This window comes from Sphaerisporangium dianthi (assembly GCF_042654065.1).
In the GTDB taxonomy this organism is placed as follows: Bacteria; Actinomycetota; Actinomycetes; order Streptosporangiales; family Streptosporangiaceae; genus Sphaerisporangium; species Sphaerisporangium dianthi.
Genome location: NZ_JBHSFP010000014.1, coordinates 178,015 through 195,543 on the forward strand (window position 1 = coordinate 178,015; position 17,529 = coordinate 195,543).

Below are 17,529 nucleotides of genomic sequence, written 5' to 3' on the forward strand. Positions count from 1 at the left end.
GTCGCGCGGAGGGCTCAGGCGTCCACCCGCTCGGCCCGGGGGCCGGGGACGCCGATCTTGCGGCCCTCGGTGTGGTAGAGCCACATCTGCACCAGGATCAGGTTGAACACCCACCCGGTCCAGCGGGCCGCTTCCAGCATGTAGGTGAACCCGACCTCGAACGGGAGCCGCATCAGGACGTTGACGATCAGCACGCCCCAGATGTTGTTCATGATGATGGCGAAGCTGTAGAGCATGAAACGGCGGTGCAGGTCGAAGCGGCGCTTGCGCGCGTAGACGACCGCCGTCACGGTGAAGATGATCCACAGGCTCGTCGCGGCGGCGACGCCGATCTGCCCGACCGGCGGCGCGAAGGGCACCAGGATCAGGCCGATGATGCCGCCGACCACCGCTCCCAGCGCGTACAGCCGGCCGCTGACGCGGTGGACGGCGGGGTGCTTCTTGCGCAGCCACGGCCACACCTGGAAGCAGGCGGTCACGATGGCCACGGTGCCGCACACCATGTGCACCACGAGCAGCGGGTAGTAGGCGGGGAAGCCGTCGTGCGGCGGCGTCGGCGCCTTGCTCTCGGGCACGTACGGCGAGATCTGGTAGACCAGGTAGGTCACGACGATGACCAGCAACGGGGCGATCCAGGGACGGCGCCACCACGACTTGCTCGGACGGGAAGCGGGAGCCTGCGCCTGCGGGCGGGCCGGAGGATCGGCCAGCCCGGTGGGGACGCCGGCCTTGTCGGTATCCAGTGTCACGGTTGTTCTCCTCATGCTGACGAGGCCCGGCATCGAGCCGCTGTGGATCTCCCCCGATGTGGCCACGCCTGAGCCGCGGGGCCACCGTCGTGGCCCCGCCGGCCCGGGTCGGGCATCAGGGACGAAGGACGAAGCCGAGGTCCGGCGGCTGCTTTCCGGCGAGCACGTCGCCGAAGACCTCGACGATCGCCTCCGGCCCCTGCGCGTGCTCGATGGTCAGCCACGACGCCGTGCTCGCCAGGAAGCGCTCCTCGGACGCGGCGTACCGGGCGTAGTAGTTCTCCGGGCCCTCCGCCTCGGCGACCGTCCACTCCACCGCAGGGGTGAAGAACACCTCTGCCGCGGGGCCGCGCAGGCCGGGCGGCGGAGGCACCTGGGCGCCGGGGTGGGTGAAGCCGATGAGCGTGGTGTTGACCAGCTCGTCCGCGAAACGCTCGGCGACGGCCAGCCGCAGGGTGGCCTCACCGGTGAGGTCCACGAACACGGCCGGGCCCTCGATCGAGACCGACGCCAGGTCCTCGTAGGAGGCGACCGTGTCGTACAGGCCGAGGCCGCCGACGAACGCGGCGTTGCGCGCCGAGGTGAACCCGACGGTCGTCAGGCCGAGGCCGCGCGCCGCCGCCTCCTCGACCAGCCCGATGGCCACCTTGCTGGAGGCGCTGGTCAGCACGACCGTGCGGGCGCCGGCCTCGGCCAGGCGCTGCAGCAGGTCGGCCAGGTTGTAGGCCGCCGGGTAGACCGGGTGGATGAGCGTGCGCCGCTCGTCCAGCGCGTCGGGCTCCGCGGCCAGCTCGAAGTGCCAGTACCAGGGGTGCAGGAAGTGCCGCTGCGGCGTGAGGTCGGCGAAACCGCGCGGCGTGACCTGCGGCGCGACCACGTGGTGGGTGGACATCGGCAGGTAGCCGAAGTAACGCGTGCCGACGGCGATCTCCGGGTGGCGGGACTCCTCGACCCTGGCGTGCCCCCAGACGGGGACGCGGCCGTATCCCTCCGGGCCGGGGAAAGCGTCGAAGAAGGGGATGTCGGATTCGCCGAAACGCGCGTAGGTGGCGTTGTTGGCCGTAAGGCCGAAGTTCTCGACCGCGAGCCGCACCTCGCCGGGCTCGAGGCCAGGAGACGCCGCGTCCCGGATCTCGCTCACCGTCAGATCGTCGCGCTTGAAGACCAGATCCCATCTGTCCGGGTGAGACACTGCCATCTCCTTCGTTCGTCGCCCGCGGGCCGGCGGTCGCCGACGGACCGGGGCACCGGAACACCGCGGAAGTGAGCACACGGCCCACACCGCCACATCGTTCTCCGCCGCCTTTCCGCGCCGCATCTTCTGGATTGCGGCATTACGGTCCCGCCGCGATCACGCCGCGTTCCGGCGCCACCGGGCGGGCAACTCCGCAATACGGAATATGTGGGCAAGAGCGCGGGACGCCACCCTTGTGCTACCGGCTCGTGGAAAGTGGCCGCCCGACCGTGTCGAGGCCGCTTGGTGCTACCGCTCGATCGAGTCCCAGTGAGCCCGAACGTCGAAAGGCACGTCACATGGTGGATTCAACGTTGAAACAGGGCGAGGCCCGCGCCCCGGTCATTCAGCCGCAGCTTCCCTCGCTCACCGGAATGCGGTTCGTGGCCTGTCTGTTCCCCTTCGCCTTCCACGTCCTGTGCACGAACGTGTTCGCCGCCAAGGACTGGCACATGATGCCCATGCCCGGCACCCTCGCGTCGTATTTCTGGGAGGGGAACTGGGCGAGCGTCAGCTTCTTCTTCCTGCTGAGCGGTTTCGTCCTCACCTGGTCGATGCGCCCCGGCGACACGACATCGAAGTTCTGGCGCCGTCGTTTCTTCAAGGTCTGGCCCAACCACCTGCTGACCTTCGTCGCCGCCGCCATTCTGTTCGGCACGGTGATGAAGATGACGTTCAGCGGACTGAGCACCGTGCTGAACGTCACCCTGTTGCAGGCGTGGTTCGCGCCGCTGGACATCTGGACCGCCTACAACTCGGTGTCCTGGTCGCTGTCCAACGAGGCGTTGTTCTACTTCCTGTTCCCGTTCATGATCCGCTACATCGTCCGTATCAAGCCCGAGCGGCTGTGGGCGTGGGCGATCGGCATCGTCGCGGTCATCTTCCTGGTCCCGCTCGCCGCCACCCTGCTGCCGGGCGCCGGCGGCATGTACCAGCCGTGGACCCAGTCGGCGCACCTGGAATTCTGGTTCACCTCCAAGTTCCCGCCGGTGCGGCTGCTGGAGTTCGTCCTCGGCATCATCGCGGCCCGCATCGTCATCACCGGCAGGCGGGTGCCGCTCAGCCTCGGCAGCTCGGTCGCGCTGACCGTTTTCGCCTACTTCGTCGCCCCGCACCTGCCGCTGACCTACCCGCAGGCGGCGGCCACGGTGATCCCGCTCGCCCTCATGATCGCCAACGCGGCCATCGTCGACGTGAACCGCCGTCCGAGCTGGCTGCGCAACCGGGTCGTGGTGTGGCTCGGCGAGGTGTCCTTCGCCTTCTACATGTGCCACCTGCTCGTGGTGATCTTCGGCACGATGTGGCTGACCGGCGGCAAGAGTTACAGCACACCGGTGGCGCTCGGCATCGTCGCACTGCTGTTCCTGGTCTCGCTGGCCATCGCGGCGGCGATGTTCCACCTGGTGGAGACGCCCATCATGCGCCGCTTCGCCTCCTCCCGCAGCCGCTCGCGCCACGTCGCGGCCACCACCCCGTCGACCGCGCCCGCGGCCGCGTCCGCGTCCGGCACCACCCCCGAGCCTCCCGCCCTCGCCGGCGCCTCCTCCTCCACCACCCCCGACTCCTGACGGGAGCCACCGGGTCTGTCCAATCAGGCAGACCCGGTGCCTGCCTGCCGGCCGCTGTCGCACAAGCCGGACGGGTCATGAGCCGGGGGCATGACGGGCGAAGTCGGCCAAAGCGGTTGCTGGGCGGCTCGCTTCGCCTTACTCGGATGTGAGCCGCGTCGTACGACGTCCGGGAAGGCCCGCTAGAAGTTCGCTGGAGTGCCAGATCGGCGATCCAGTAGCGCGACGGAGTGATCTGAAGTAGTTCAGATACCATGCGAGTCATGGCGACGAAGAGCTTCCCTTACAGCGCCTTCCTACGTGGACCGTCGCAGGTCCTTCCGTCTCTCGACGACGCCGACGTCATCCTGGAGCGTCGCGACGACGAGAACCTCATCCTCATGCGCGCCGAACGATTCGAGGCAGGCGTTTCCACGCTGCGCATCGCCGCCCGTGCCCTTGCGATCCTCGCCCGCCGCAACAGCGACCTCGCCGAAGAGGTGCTCACCGAGGAACTGCCCTGGACCACCTGGCTGCCCGACACCGAACGGCATGCCTGCGTGGCGGAACTCCTCGGACACCTGGTCGCCGGCGCGGACACAGGCGAGCTCGTTCCTTTCAGCCGCGCCCTCACCTCCTGGCGATCCACCGCGATCGCCTGGAGTGACCCGCAACTCGCGCACGACCTCCAGGGCCCCTTCTCCGGCGACGGCGGTGAGGTCACCCGCCCGGCCGACCACTCCGAATGACCGGCCGAGGCGCCGAGGTACCCCGCCCCAAGCCATGGGTGGTGCGCTTCGCCGACCGCAGAGCGGCTGAAGGCTGGCGGCACCTCCTCATTCAGGCGCTGGAGAATCTCGACCGCGCATGGGTGGCCATCACCAGCGACCCACGCCACGTGGACAGCCGCCAGCATCCTCTGAAAGGGGCACTCGGCACCGTCAAGGTGGGTGGCGAGGCGCTAGAGCAGTGGCAGTACGAAGCCACCGCCGGTGGTCGCATCTGGTACGCCATTGACGATGCGCAGCGGACGCTGTGGATCACACGCGCCGGCACCGGACATCCGAGCCGGACCGATAAGCGATAACGGTCAGACAAGTGGAACGCGACGAGTCGGCTGACCAGGCCGGGCATGAAGGACGACCCGCGCACCCCCGCCTCCCGTTGATGCCGCGAAACTGCCGCATCAACGGGCGAGATGGCCGAGCCGACGCGAGCACGGCGGTGTCGGCTGGTTCAGTCCGCCCGTGCGGCGTGGATCGTGGTGAAGGCCAGGAGGAGATCGGCGGTGCGCCGCGGATCCTCGATCATGGGTGAGTGTCCGAGGCCGGGCAGCATCTCGATTTGCGCGCTCGGCACTATGCGATAGTCGGCGGCGGAGCGGGTGACGCCCTGTTCGAGCCAGGGGGCGACGTGATCCATCTTCAGGGCGCCAACAACCTTCCGGACGCGCAGTCGCAGCTGGTGGTGACCATGTTCGCGCTGCCGGGCACCCCGATTCTGACCCTGGTCGGCGCGGAGGAGTTGGCCGAACGACGGGACCGGCGGGTCAGCCGGCCGTGATGACCGTCGACGAGGCGCCTTCATCCTGAGCGACGGCGTTCTTCGCCGTCCACGCCGGGTGATTCCGTACGGCGGAACGCCGCGGCGGACCTTCTGGTCGCCGCGGCGTTCCGCGTTCTCTCGGAGCCCGTCCGCGCCGGGGGCGCGGCGGGTGGGGAAGTCAGCCGAACAGGGGGCGGACCTCGATGCCACCGCGCCAGGTGCCGGGGCTGAGCTTGGCGATCTCCACGGCGTGGTCGATGTCACGGGCCTCGATCACGGTGAAGCCGCCGAGCACCTCCTTGGCGTCGATGAAGGCGCCGTCGGTGACGCCGTCGCTGCGGACGGCCTTGGCGGTGGTGCTGGGCTGGAGGGCGTAGCCGGCGACGATGCTGGCGCCGAGCTCCTCGATCTTGCCCGCGTACGCGCCGTGCGCCTCAAGCTCCTCCTGCGGAGCCTCCGACCAGTCGGCGGGGGTGGGAGCGTAAAGCAGAACCGCGAACTGAGCCATCAGGATTTCCTCTCGTCGTTTTCATTTACAACGAACCGGCTACCACCGTATGGGATCGTTCTTTAATCGATGGTACGGTCCGAGTCTTTGGTGTCCCGGCATCGACACATATAGCGATATTCGGTCGATCCAGAAATGGGATCCGGCTGCGCGAATCCAGAGATGCACGACCTCCGGGCTTCGCGCGGCCCGCGCCCGGTGCCGTCGGGGGCCCGGCGGACGACCGGTCCGCCGGGCCCCCGACGTCCACCGCTAGGACTCGCGTCCCGCCACGGCGACCTCGTCGCGGACCGGCTGGGCGCTCGCCTGCGCCTCGCCGGCGTCCGCGTCGCTGGACCGCGCCTGGCCGTTCGCCTCCGGCCCCGCGCCCGCCTCGCCGCCGTCCGGGCCGGCCGGGGGCTGCCCGAAGGGGGGCAGGTCCTTCAGCACGACCGCGTTGAGGATGGCGACGCCGAGGACGACCAGGGCGCTGATGGCCGCCACCACGTGCAGGCCGCTGGTGAACGCCGCGTGGGCAGGGGCGAGCAGCGTCTCGGCGGCCTGCTGAGGCAGCCCCCCGGCCGCGGCCGCGGCCCCCGAGACGCTCTCCCGGGCGGCTCCGGCCGCGGCGGCCGGGACACCCGCGGGGATGGCGTCGGCGACCTGCGTGCGGTACACGAGGGTGCCGATGGTGCCGATGGTGGCGATGCCGAGCGCGTAGCCGAACTCGTTGGAGATCTGCGCCAGCGACGACGCCGACCCGGCCTTCTCCGGCGGGACGGACCCGACGACCAGGCCCATGCCGAGCGTGAGCAGCGGACCGCCGCCGAGGCACCAGACGGCGTACCCGATGATCATGCCGGCCGCCGAGGTGGAGAAGGTGAGGATCACCAGGCCCGCGACCACGACGATCAGGCCGCCCGCGATGAGGTGGGCGGGCTTGAACTTACCGCCGAGCTGCGGCCCCACCGTGACGCTGACGATGCCGAGCAGCAGGCCGGGGAGCAGGCCGAGGCCGGCCTGCAGCGGTGTCATGCCCGCCACCGTCTGGAAGTACTGGGCGATGAACAGCATGGTGGTGCCGGTCAGCGCGCTGTAGAGGAGCATGCTGCCCAGCTCGGTGTTGAACATCTTGTTGCCGAACAGCCGCAGGTCGAGCAGCGGGTCGCTCAGCGCGCGCTGGCGGCGCAGGAACACGACCGCCATGACCAGGCCGAACACCAGGGCGACGAGGGGAATCGCCTGCCAGCCGGTGCGGGCGAGCTCCTTGATGCCGTAGATGACCGGCAGGACCGCCGCCAGCGAAAGGGCCACGCTGGTGAAGTCGATCTTCCCGGCCTGGGCGTTGCGGTACTCGGGCAGCAGGATCGGGCCCGCGATGAGCAGCAGCACCATCGGCGGCACGCCCAGCAGGAAGACCGAGCCCCACCAGAAGTGCTCCAGCAGGACGCCGCCGACGACCGGGCCGAGGATCGCGCCCAGCGAGAAGGACCCGGCCCAGACGCCGATCGCGGTCGCGCGCTGCTTGTCGTCGCGGAACATGTTGCTGATCAGCGAGAGCGTGGACGGGCCGAGGGTGGCGCCGGCGATGCCGAGCACCGCACGGGCGATGATGAGCGTGATGGCGCTGGTGGAGTAGGCCGCCACGACCGAGGCGACGCCGAAGGCCGCCGCGCCGATCAGGAGCAGCTTGCGGCGGCCGATGCGGTCGCCGAGGTTGCCCGCGGTGATGAGGAAGCCCGCGACCATGAACCCGTAGATGTCCACGATCCAGAGCTGCTGTGTGCTGTTGGCGCCGAGCTTCGCGCTCACCTCGGGCAGCGCCAGGAGCACCACGAAGATGTCCAGGGCGACGAGAATCGCGGGCAGGGCCAGAACCGCCAGGCCCACCCACTCACGTCGTCCGGCCTTGAGCCGCACATCGTCGGTCACATTCTTGTCCTCTCTTCGTCGGCCGCGCACCAGCGGAATGGCCGCTTGGAGTCGGTGGTGCGATTACAGGGACGTGCTCGATGTCAGGCCGGTCCTCCCGCGCCCGCTGGAGGAGGGCGTACCGGCCGCGGAATTCCGGCAGCGGCGCCCCCTTCCCCAGGGATCCGAGATCGGGCTGATCACGCGGGCGGCGCCTGCGGTACGGCAGGGACCCGGACGAACGGGTCACCCAGGGATCGCCACCAGAGGACGCGACGGGAGACCGAGCGACATTCCCGCACACCCCGCCTGAGAAGAGAGAAAGCGGGGATTTCATCAAATCGCCCTGCCGGAGTGATGAACCGGTCAGAGCGCAACACGAAAGGACACACCGACACCAGCCGACGCGCATTGCTCCGGACCTGGCCACCGGGGTACGCCACAGGGCGGAACCTCTCCGGTAAAGCCAAGTCAAGCCGTCTTGTCATGCTGGTCGGCACGCTCCTTTCCGCCGGCGGTGACCGGGCCGCGGCCATCCGCCGATGTTCTCCCCCAGCATTGTCTCGTCGGCCACTCCGCGGTACTTCTTTCAAAATGCTCTGTCGCCGGGAACGGGCCGTTCAGGCCGCCGCCCGCGCCGCCCGGACGGGCGCGACGGGCGCGACGGGCCCGGCGGGCTTGGGCTGCGTCCAGCGCGACGGCCCCGCCTCGACGATGCGCTCGCGGCCGGCCTTGCCCCTGACGAGCAGGTCGGCGAGGACGCCGGTCGCGGCCGCGTCGCCCGCGCGCAGCGCGGCGGCGACCTCGGCCAGGTCGCGCGCCACCGCTTCGAGCACGGCGGCGACCGGTTCGCCGTTCTGCCGCAGGATGTCCGACCACAGGTCCGGGTCGCCGTTCGCGATGCGCGTGGTGTCCTGCAGCCCCGCCCCGGCCAGCGACAGCGCCGCCTCGTCCGCGCCGGCGAACCGGGCGGCGAGCGCCGCCGACACCAGGTGCGGCGCGTGCGACACGGCGGCCACCACCCGGTCGTGGGCGCCGGGGGCCAGTACCTTCACCTGCCCTCCGCACACCTCGACCAGACGGGCGACGAGCGCGACGGTCTCCCCCGGCGTCTCGGAGTGCGGGCACAGAGCCCACGGCCGCCCGGCGAACAGCTCCTCGCGGGCGGCCGCGGGCCCGGAAAGCTCGCGGCCCGCCATGGGGTGCCCGGGAACGTAGGTCGAAAGGTCGCAGCCGGCCAGGGCGGCCTCGGCCGCGATGCCGCCCTTGGTGCTGGCCACGTCGGTGTAGGCGGCGCCGAGCCCGCGGGCCTGCGCGTCGCGCAGCACGGGGACCACGGTGGACGGCGGGGTCGCGATGACCACCACGTCGGCGGGCGGGGTGCCCGGCCCGAGCGGCACGCCCGCGCCCATCCGCACCGCCTGCGCCAGCGAGGCGGCGTCCCGGTCGGACAGCGCGACCTGGACGCCGGCGCGCCGCAGGCCGAGCGCGATCGAGGTGCCGATCACCCCGGTGCCGATGACCGTGACGCGGCGGATCGCGGGCGAGCCCGGCGCGCCGGCCGCCTGGAGGTGCGATGGCGTGGCGCCCGCGATCATCGTGATCACCATGGTGGCGTTCCCTTTCCTCTTCGTCCTCTTCACCGGTTCGGAGAAAGCGCCGGCGGCGGATTCCCGTGCGAAATCGTTCCGCACCACCAACTGTGCGCCGTTCCGGCCCTGAAAGAGGTGGAAAAGAAAGGCAGCAAGCTGCCGATCGCCATCCGTTTCCTGCCATTCCCCGCCGCTGGGCGGCCGTTCGGGATTCCTTTTCCCCGCCCCCTCGGACGCGCGGGCGGACGAGGGCATGGCGAAGGCCTCACCGGCGCTCGTCCGGTGAGGCCTCGATCCAGATCACGCGCGCCTAGACTCCGGCGGTGGCGAACTGACCCGGGGTGCGGCCGGCTCCGGCGGGGCCGCGGTAGCACTGGGCGATGTCCAGCCAGTGATCGGCGTCCGGGCCGACCGCGGTGACCGCCAGGTCGTCGCGGTGGCGGCGCCGGGTCGCCAGCAGGCAGAAGTCCACCGCCGGGCCGGTGATCCGCTGCTCGGCGTCCTCGGGGCCGAACGCCCACAGCTCGCCGGAGGGGGCGGTGAGCTCCCAGCGGAACTCCACGGGCGGCGGGGTCAGGCCCCGTGCCTGGTACCCGAAGTCCTTGGTCAGGATCGCGAAGATCACCAGGTGCTGGATGCGGTCCGTGCGCTCCAGGCTCACGCCCAGCGCGTCGGCGATGTCCTGCCCGTGCGCGAACTGCTCCATGATGCCCGCGCAGGTGAGGATGATCGGCGGCAGCGGGTTGACCAGCCACGGCACCACCTGCCCGGCCGGCACACCGGCGAGCGCGTCCACGACGAACGCGCGCTCGGCGCGCCAGCGGGCCAGCAGCACCTCGGGCGTGTCGTCGGCGTAGTCGGCGAGCGCGGCGTTCACCGCGCCGTTGAAGTCGTGCTCGGCGCCCGCGGCGATGGCCTTGAACTTCTCGGGGTCGGCGGCCGCGGTGCCGGCGATGCGGAAGATGAACGCCAGGTGGGCGATCTGGTCGGCGACCGTCCATCCCGGGGCGGGGGTGGGCAGGCTCCACTGGTCGGGGGTGAGGCCGGCGACCAGGTCGTCGAGTTGCTCACCTTCCGCGGTCAGGTCTGCGAGCACGGCATCCAGTTCGGACACGTGTCTCTCCTCTCACTGGTACTGGTCACTGGTCGTCGGTCACGGGTGGGCGACGGAGCCGGGGCCGCCGGGGGACGCGGTCGTGGTGCGCAGCCAGGCGCCGACGTGGCGGGCCGCGGTGAAGCTCGCCCAGGACGTCAACTCGACCAGGGCCCGGTCACCGGGCGTCTCGGCCCGGAACCGCGCCACGAGCGCGTCGTCGACCTGGTAGGACGCCATCGCGGTCAGAAGCGCCAGCCGGCCGCTGGGGCGCAGGCCCGACGGCAGCGCCGACACCGCGTCCTCGGCCCATGCGCGGCTCGGCCCCTTCGGCTCGCCGTTCCACGCGGCGAGCTCGGCCGTCACGAGCTCCCGTACCGGGGCCGGCACCGAGTGGCGGCCCGCCTGCTCCATCGCCGCGGCGGCGCGGGCGAAGGCTCCGGCGATGAACGGCGTGCCCTCCGCCCAGGCCAGGTCGCCGGGGAGCGGCGCGGGGGGCAGCAGGACCAGGGACGCACCGGGGGCGGCGGCCCTGCGGGCGGCCGGGCGCATGACCAGGCCGAACAGCCGCATGAGCGGTCCGCGCGCCCGATCGGGAACCTGCGGGGGCAGCAGGGACTCGCCGAGGAAGACGTTCACCATGCGGTTGAGGTACTGGAAGGTCACCGCGACCGCGGCCAGCTCGCGGGTGCGCTCCGGCGGCTCGGGCGGGGCCTGCCGGGCGGCCCCCGCGCGGGTGGCGCCGGCCAGCGTCCACGCGGCCACCCTGCGCACGACCGGGTCGGTGATCGCCTCGGCGCGGGCGCCGGCGATTTCGCGGGCCGGGTTGCCCGCCACCAGGCCGTCCATGGTGGCGCGGTGGACGTCGACGCAGTACGGGCAGGCGTTGGCGGCCGACACCGCGGTGGCGACCGCCTCCTTGACCGGCCGCTCCACGGTCCCGGCGGCGAGGAGCGACTCGCGCAGGATCCCCCAGGCGGCGGCGAGCGGCTCGGGAGCCGGCGAGTGCAGGATCATGGGCGGCGCGAGCATGCCGAAGTCCCGCTCGACCTGCGTGTACACCCGGGCGACCAGGCCGCCGGCCGCGGCGGGCCGCACCGGCTCGACATGCCGCACCTGCCTCAGCACCCCGGGCAGCGTCAAGCGGCTGAGCACCTTGCCCATCGCTCCCCCTCCTCTACCTGGTCGTCCGCGGACACGCCTCGACCGGCACGCCGCCGGAAACCTCGCGGCGCCACCGGGCTACCGGCGCATCAGTTCGGGGATCTGGGGCGCGGCGGCGCGGCGGGTGGCGACGCCGCCGTTCGGCGCCGGGGCCCCGTAGGTGACCTCGACGCCCCGCTCGCGGGCGGCCGCGACGATGCCGGGGATCGCGCGCTCGGCGAGGGCGGAGATGGTCATCGCCGGGTTGACCGTGAGCGCGCCGGGGACGGCGGAGCCGTCGGTGACGAAGATGCCGGGGTGGCCGCGCAGCTCGTGGCGGTCGTCCAGGGCCGAGGTCTCCGGGTCGTCGCCGATGCGGCAGGACGAGAGCGGGTGCACTGTGTAGGCGCCGACCACGTCGTTGGTCCACGCGGCCACCTCGGCGAGCCCGTCGCGTTCGAGGATGTCCTTGCACTCGGCGTCGGCCAGGGCCCAGGCGCGCAGCGTCTGCGGGGTCGGGTCGTAGCGCAGCCTGCCGATGCCGAGCATCTGCTGCGACAACCGGTCGGCGTTGCCCCGGGCCGGCGGCGGGCCGAAGACGCCCTCGTTGTTGTCCTCGATCATCTGGAAGATGATCAGCCAGGAGCGCCAGCGCTTGAGCACTTCCTTCTTGTCCACGCCGAACCAGCTGATGCCCTCGGCGCCGGGGACCTGGGCGAGAATGGTGCCGAGGCCCGGCGGGAAGTACAACTGCTCCAGCGAGAAGCGCTCGAACTCGGGCAGCGAGCCGTCCAGGTGGTCCCAGTTGGCGACGACCGGTCCCCTGCCGATCTGGTTGGCCTCGTAGGCCAGGCCGTTCCCGCGCGAGAGGCCGAGGACGTCGCGCACCTTGTCCTCGTTGAGGATGGCGGTGTTGAGCCGCTCGCCGTTGCCGGAGAAGTAGCGGCCGACGGCGCGCGGCATGGCGCCCAGCGTGGCCTCGCTGCGCTGGAGGATGACGGGGGTGGCGCCCGCGCCGGCCGCCAGGACGATGATCTTGGCGTCGATGGTGCCGCTTCCGGCGGTGATCCGGTAGTCCTCGCCGTCGACGACCTCGTAGTGGACGCGGTAGCCGCCGTCGTCGGTGCGGGAGATGTGCTGCACCTCGTGCAGCGGCCGGATCTCGGCCCCGTGCGAGAGCGCCGCGGGCAGGTAGGTGAACAGCAGCGACTTCTTGGCGTCGAAGCGGCAGCCGGCCATCATCCAGTTGCAGTTCACGCACTGGGTCGGGTCGACGGCGACCGGCACCGGGTTGGCCGTGCGGCCCGCGTGGTCGCACGCCGCCGCCCACAGGCCGCCCGCGTAGGAGACGTCGTTCCACCCCTGCTGGTAGATCGGGATGGACTCCGCCACCCGGTCGTACCACGGGTCGAGGGTGTCGCGGCTGATGGCTTCCGGCCACATGCGCCGGCCGATGCTGCCATGGCGCTCGAAGACGAAGCGCGGCGCGCGCGGCATCGCGGCGAAGTAGACGACGCTGCCGCCGCCCACGCAGTTGCCGCCGAGGATGCTCATGCCGTCGCCGACGACGAAGTCGAACGCCCGCGTGTAGGACGATCCGAGCTTGAAGTCCTGGTCGAAGTCCTCGCCGGTCAGCCACGGCCCCCGTTCGAGCACCACGACCTTCGCGCCGCCCGCGGCGAGGTGGTAGGCCGCGATCGCGCCGCCGAAGCCGCTGCCGACCACGAGGACGTCGGTGCGTTCGGTGCTGGTCATGCGGGGCTCCCTGAGGGCGTCGTGTCCGGGTGCAGGCGGGCCAGCGGCCGGCCGTAGGTGTACTCGTCGAACCGCCACAGGCCGTCGGCGCCGGGCTTCTCGATGCCCAGCGCGATGAGTCCGGGGTGCCCCTGGGCGATCGCGTCGGCGGTGTGCATGTGGGCCGCCGAGTCGAAGGCCATGTTGCTGAACAGCGCCAGGCTGACCCACAGAGCCTTCTCTGGGTGGCCGGGGAGCGTCAGCCGCTGCACCAGGGCCGTGCGGTGCTCGAAGGGAAGGGCGACGAAGGGCGGCACGTCCTCGTCCAGGGTGAGGCCCTGCTCGCCGGCGTAGGCGTGCGCGTGGGCGTCCAGCGCGGAGGCGAAGCCGTCCAGGCCCTCGGCCAGGCCGGTCGCGTCCCACTCGATCAGCTCGATGACGCCGGCCTGAACCGCTCCGCCGCCGGTGGTGGCGCCCGCGATGGCCCTGTCGTCCGGCGACCGCTTCTCTCCGGGGACGATCGTGTCGGCGAACGCCTCCAGCGTCATCGTCCTCGCGTGTTTCCCCTCGGGGGTTGGCGACGGCATAGGCGTTCCCTTCGTCGGTCCCGGGCGGCGGCTGACCAGTTCAACGTTCAGGCACGCCCGCCTCCGGCTGCATCTTCTGAGTTGCTTTCACATTCGCTCCCCGTGACGCCCGCTGAAAGTGGATATGAGCAGGCAGGGGGACCTTAGGGGTTGTCGCAGAAGGTGACGGCCGCCAATTCTGATGACATGGCCGAGTGCCGTCGATGTGTCGTCGTCGAGCGTCGTCTTTCCCGGAATTCATACGGTGACCGGGTGGGGTCCATCCACTGCAGTGAGGTGTGAGCAGATGACGGAGGCTCACGAATATGAGTTCTCCCGTGGCAATTCGGGGTCTATTCCGCAAACACCTCTAATGCACGGGAGGAGCAATGGATAGCGCAATCGAACAGGCCGTCATGCGCGTCGTCAGGAGCATGCACGAGAACCTGGGCGAGCCATTGACCATCAATGACATGGCGCGTACGGCGATGTTCAGCAAGTTTCACTTCTCCCGCGTCTTCCAGCGGGTCACCGGGCTTTCGCCCGGCCGCTTCCTGTCCGCCGTCCGCATCCAGGAGGCCAAGCGGCTCCTGGCCTCCACCTCGCTGACCGTCACCGACATCAGCCACCGGGTGGGGTACTCCAGCGTCGGCACCTTCAGCTCCCGCTTCACCAGCAGCGTGGGGGTCTCCCCGACCAAGTACCGCCAGCTCAAGAGCGTCGCGCCTGACATGCCGTTCGACGGCCTGGAAGAGCCGCCCATCATGGGGCCGGTGACCACGACGATCAGGGGGGACATCTTCTCCCCGCTGGAGGACCAGCCCATCTTCGCCGGGCTCTTCCCCGACCGGATCCTCGAAGGCCGGCCCGTCAAGTACACGATCCTGCCCAAGCCCGGTCCCTACGTGCTGGAGGACGTGCCGCAAGGTGACTGGCACCTGATGGCGCAGGCCATCGCCCCGGGACGCGAAGACGCCCTCGACCACGCGCCCGGCGGCGACACGGCCGTCTGCATCGGGCGCCACGGTCCGATCACCGTACGGCCCGGCACGCACACCAGGGTCGCCGACCTGTCGCTGCGGCCGATGCGCCCGCTCGACCCGCCCGTGCTGCTCGCCCTGCGCGACCTGCTGCCGGTCAACGTCCCCCAGCTGATCCACTGATCCGTTCGTCCTCCGGGCCGGGCACCTCACGCGCCGGCGGCATCGGGCGCCGTCTCCGGCGCCGGTGACCGCGGCGCCTCTGACCGCGGCACCTCTGACCGCGGCGCCGATCCGTCCTGACGCCCATGACCCCCGGCGTCCTGTGAGCCCGGACGCCCATGATCCGGGCGCCCTTTCCTCGCTCCTTGTTCTCTCCGGCCGTCGTTTCCCCTGGCCGGCGTTTCCCCGCGTCTCGTCCCCCTCGTCGTGTGTTCACCGGAGGGCAAGCGGAAAGGCGGGCTCCCCAGAGAAGGGGCGCCCGCCTTCGGCGTCTCTCGCCGCCCGCGTCCCGCCCGTCAGGCGGGGTGGACGGTCATCGGCAGGCCGCCGCGCACGCGCAGGGAGAGCATGGGCTCCGCCACGGCCTCGTGCCCGGGCAGCTGGGTCAGCCGCAGGTCGCGGGCGACCATGGCGATCACGAACGTGGCCTCCATCATCCCGAGGTGGTTGCCGACGCAGAACCGCGGCCCGGCGCCGAACGGGATGTAGGCGTACCGCGGCCGGTTCACCGGGCGGTCCGGGTCGAACCGGTCCGGGTCGAACCGGTCGGGCGCGTCCCAGAACGCCGGGTGGCGGTGCAGCGTGTACGGGCTGATCAGCACGTCGGACCCGGCCGGCACGTGGTAGCCGCCGACCTCGTCGTCCGCCTGGGCCTCCCGGGGCAGCATCCACACCGGCGGGTAGAGCCGCATGACCTCCTCCACCACCATCGCCGTGTAGCGCAGGCGGTGCAGGTCCTCGTAGACCGGCAGCCGGTCGCCGAGCACCTCGGCCGCCTCGGCGCGCAGCCTCTCGCGCACCTCGGGGTGCCGGTCGATGAGGTGGAACGTCCACGCCAGGGTGCTGGCCGTGGTCTCGTGCCCGGCGAGCAGCAGCGTGACCAGCTCGTCGCGCATCCGCTGCCGGCCGACGCGCGGGTCCGCCTCCTGGGCGGTCGAGCCGATCAGCCGGGAGACGACGTCGTCTCCGAGGCCCTCGGCACGGTCCAGCCGGCCGGCGACCAGGTGGTCGACGATGCGCTGCAGTTCGGCGCGGGCGCGGCGGAAGCGCAGCTGCTTGGGCAGCGGCACCCACATGGGCACCTTGCTCAGCGTGATGAGCTCGAACATCGCCTGGTCCTGGACGGCCTCGAAGGAGTGGCCGATCGAGCTGAACGCGCCGAGGTCGGCGTCGAGCAGGGTGCGCCCGAGCACGCCGAGGCTGAGCCAGGTCATCTCCTGGACGACGTCGACCGGCTCGCCGCCGGCGTGCGAGCGCAGCCGCTCGACGAGCCCGGCCGCCTCCGCGGCGATGACCTGGTCCATCCGGGAGATCCGCTTGTTCTGGAACACCGGCTGGATCATCCGGCGCTGCTTGCGCCACAGCTCGCCCTCGCTGGTCAGCAGGCCGTCGCCGATGGCGCGCCGCGCCTGGACCAGGCCCACGCCCTTGTGGTAGTTGCCGCTGTTGTCGGCCAGGACGTGCTTGGCGTGGTCGGGGTGGTTGAAGAAGTACAGCGTCTTCGGCCCGATGCGCAGCCGGGCGGCGTCGCCGTAGGTGGCGGCGAGCTTCATCAGCGCGAGCCGGTCGGTGGCGAGCTTCTTGAACAGCCCCGGCCCCGCCCACAGCGGCGGTCCGGGCGGCACCCGCCGGGCGGACGGCGCCGCCCGGTCTCCTGCCTTGCCCGCCTTGGGCCCGGTGAGGGTCACAGCGGCACCTCGCTCCAGTCGGGGCTCATCTGGCGGACCTTGCCCTTGAAGAACAGCAGGCCGTCACGATCGGTCTGCTGGGTGAGAGTGAGGATCCTGCCGATGAAGATGGTGTGGTCGCCGCCGTCGTAGGTGCGGAAGACCTCGCACTCGAAGCTGGCGAGGGTCCCGGTGAGCAGCGGCGCCCCGGTCTCCTCACCGGGGACCCAGTCGACGTTCTCGAACTGGGCCGCCCCAAGGGGGCGCCAGCGGTTGGCGAAGTGCATCGCCTCGGCCTCCTGGTGCGCGGCCAGCACCGACACCCCGAAGAACCCGGTGGTGGTCAGGCACTGGTGCATCATCGCGCCCCGGTCGACGCAGACCAGCAGCAGGGGCGGTTCGAGGGACACCGAGGTGAACGAGTTGGCGGTCATGGCGTGCGGAACCGCGCCGCCCGTCGTCACCACGGTGACCCCGGTGGCGAACGTCCCGAACGCCCGCCGCAGCGACTTCACGTCCGCCACCGGGCGGGTCCGCGTGGATAGGTCGACGTTCACGCTGTCCTCCTGGCTGACTGTCTGGGGCCGCGCCTATGAGGCATACGGTTCGAGCGCCCGTGCCAAGGCGTCGGGGACCCTGGCGGGGACCGTGCGGGTGTTCGGCCCGCGCATGCAGGCGATGCGCTGCCGGCCCCGGGCGATCAGCGTCTCGGTCCCGTCGGGGTCGAGCCGGACGTAGTCGAAGCTGAACTCGACCTGGGTCTGGGCCAGCTCCTGCAGCCGCATCCTGATGGACAGCTCGCTGAAGGCCGTGATCTCGGCGAAGAACTCGCAGTCGACCTTCAGCGTGAACAGTTTCAGGTCGTCCTGGAGGTCGGCGAGCACCTCGGGCGCCCGCTCCTTGAGGAACATCTCCCGGCAGCGTCCCTGCCAGCGCAGGTAGTTGACGTAGTAGACGTTCCCCACGATGTTGGTCTCTTCGAAACCGACAGTGTGCGCGTATTCGTAGTACTTGCCCATCGGGCTAGGACCGCCCTTCCGTGTGGCGGGGGGCCGCCCG

General features: G+C 71.1%; 18 protein-coding genes. 5 read left to right on the top strand and 13 right to left on the bottom strand.

Annotated features, from left to right (window positions below):
• Positions 1–14 precede the first annotated feature (14 nt).
• A complete protein-coding gene (locus ACFO60_RS21230; RefSeq protein WP_380842622.1) occupies positions 15–749 on the bottom strand; it encodes a DUF2306 domain-containing protein in 735 nt (244 codons plus the stop codon).
• Between the two features lie 115 nt (positions 750–864).
• The gene (locus ACFO60_RS21235; protein ID WP_380842625.1) at positions 865–1,941 is read right to left on the bottom strand and encodes a DUF2855 family protein; all 1,077 of its coding nucleotides are present in this window, start codon (positions 1,939–1,941) and stop codon (positions 865–867) included.
• Between the two features lie 341 nt (positions 1,942–2,282).
• On the opposite strand from ACFO60_RS21235, the gene ACFO60_RS21240 reads away from it, so the two are divergent.
• The 3 genes from ACFO60_RS21240 to ACFO60_RS21250 all read left to right on the top strand — a co-directional run bounded on the left by ACFO60_RS21240 (position 2,283) and on the right by ACFO60_RS21250 (position 4,617).
• Entirely contained in the window at positions 2,283–3,551 is a 1,269-nt protein-coding gene (locus ACFO60_RS21240; RefSeq protein ID WP_380842628.1) for an acyltransferase family protein, read from the top strand.
• Between the two features lie 263 nt (positions 3,552–3,814).
• Positions 3,815–4,279: a hypothetical protein gene (locus ACFO60_RS21245; protein ID WP_380842631.1), complete on the top strand. Its 465-nt coding sequence runs from the start codon at positions 3,815–3,817 to the stop codon at positions 4,277–4,279.
• A gap of 41 nt (positions 4,280–4,320) precedes the next feature.
• Complete coding sequence (locus ACFO60_RS21250; protein ID WP_380842633.1) at positions 4,321–4,617, top strand: hypothetical protein; 297 nt, start codon at positions 4,321–4,323, stop codon at positions 4,615–4,617.
• A 149-nt stretch (positions 4,618–4,766) separates the two neighbouring features.
• On the opposite strand, the gene ACFO60_RS21255 is transcribed toward ACFO60_RS21250, so the two are convergent.
• Positions 4,767–4,952, bottom strand: a complete 186-nt coding sequence (locus ACFO60_RS21255; RefSeq protein ID WP_380842635.1) for an alpha/beta fold hydrolase — start codon at positions 4,950–4,952, stop codon at positions 4,767–4,769.
• Here ACFO60_RS21255 and ACFO60_RS21260 point away from each other — a divergent pair.
• Entirely contained in the window at positions 4,944–5,093 is a 150-nt protein-coding gene (locus tag ACFO60_RS21260) for a hypothetical protein (protein ID WP_380842637.1), read from the top strand. The genes ACFO60_RS21255 and ACFO60_RS21260 overlap by 9 nt on opposite strands.
• 160 nt (positions 5,094–5,253) lie before the next feature.
• Here ACFO60_RS21260 and ACFO60_RS21265 read toward each other — a convergent pair whose 3' ends face one another.
• The 7 genes from ACFO60_RS21265 to ACFO60_RS21295 form a co-directional block, all read right to left on the bottom strand.
• Positions 5,254–5,583 (bottom strand): YciI family protein, encoded by a 330-nt coding sequence (locus ACFO60_RS21265; protein ID WP_380842640.1) that lies wholly within the window; start codon positions 5,581–5,583, stop codon positions 5,254–5,256.
• Between the two features lie 252 nt (positions 5,584–5,835).
• Positions 5,836–7,494, bottom strand: coding sequence for an MFS transporter (locus ACFO60_RS21270; RefSeq protein WP_380842642.1), 1,659 nt, complete (start codon positions 7,492–7,494; stop codon positions 5,836–5,838).
• A gap of 599 nt (positions 7,495–8,093) precedes the next feature.
• Complete coding sequence (locus ACFO60_RS21275; protein ID WP_380842645.1) at positions 8,094–9,083, bottom strand: prephenate dehydrogenase; 990 nt, start codon at positions 9,081–9,083, stop codon at positions 8,094–8,096.
• Positions 9,084–9,375: 292 nt separating this feature from the next.
• A complete protein-coding gene (locus ACFO60_RS21280) occupies positions 9,376–10,179 on the bottom strand; it encodes a TIGR03084 family metal-binding protein (RefSeq protein ID WP_380842648.1) in 804 nt (267 codons plus the stop codon).
• A gap of 39 nt (positions 10,180–10,218) precedes the next feature.
• Positions 10,219–11,322 (bottom strand): carboxymuconolactone decarboxylase family protein, encoded by a 1,104-nt coding sequence (locus ACFO60_RS21285; protein ID WP_380842651.1) that lies wholly within the window; start codon positions 11,320–11,322, stop codon positions 10,219–10,221.
• Positions 11,323–11,400: 78 nt separating this feature from the next.
• Positions 11,401–13,056 carry a GMC family oxidoreductase N-terminal domain-containing protein gene (locus tag ACFO60_RS21290; protein WP_380842654.1) on the bottom strand — a complete coding sequence of 552 codons (1,656 nt, stop codon included), beginning with the start codon at positions 13,054–13,056 and terminating at the stop codon, positions 11,401–11,403.
• A complete protein-coding gene (locus ACFO60_RS21295; RefSeq protein WP_380842657.1) occupies positions 13,053–13,622 on the bottom strand; it encodes a DUF5987 family protein in 570 nt (189 codons plus the stop codon). Before ACFO60_RS21295 ends, ACFO60_RS21290 begins: the two co-directional genes overlap by 4 nt.
• A gap of 368 nt (positions 13,623–13,990) precedes the next feature.
• Between ACFO60_RS21295 and ACFO60_RS21300 the strand changes: the two genes are divergently transcribed.
• Complete coding sequence (locus ACFO60_RS21300) at positions 13,991–14,764, top strand: helix-turn-helix domain-containing protein (protein WP_380842660.1); 774 nt, start codon at positions 13,991–13,993, stop codon at positions 14,762–14,764.
• Between the two features lie 335 nt (positions 14,765–15,099).
• On the opposite strand, the gene ACFO60_RS21305 is transcribed toward ACFO60_RS21300, so the two are convergent.
• Genes ACFO60_RS21305 through ACFO60_RS21315 form a run of 3 tightly spaced genes read right to left on the bottom strand, consistent with a single transcriptional unit; the run spans position 15,100 to position 17,489 of the window.
• Positions 15,100–16,491 (bottom strand): cytochrome P450, encoded by a 1,392-nt coding sequence (locus ACFO60_RS21305; protein ID WP_380842663.1) that lies wholly within the window; start codon positions 16,489–16,491, stop codon positions 15,100–15,102.
• A complete protein-coding gene (locus ACFO60_RS21310) occupies positions 16,488–17,027 on the bottom strand; it encodes a flavin reductase family protein (RefSeq protein WP_380842665.1) in 540 nt (179 codons plus the stop codon). Before ACFO60_RS21310 ends, ACFO60_RS21305 begins: the two co-directional genes overlap by 4 nt.
• 33 nt (positions 17,028–17,060) lie before the next feature.
• Positions 17,061–17,489 carry an acyl-CoA thioesterase gene (locus ACFO60_RS21315; RefSeq protein ID WP_380842668.1) on the bottom strand — a complete coding sequence of 143 codons (429 nt, stop codon included), beginning with the start codon at positions 17,487–17,489 and terminating at the stop codon, positions 17,061–17,063.
• Positions 17,490–17,529: the final 40 nt, after the last annotated feature.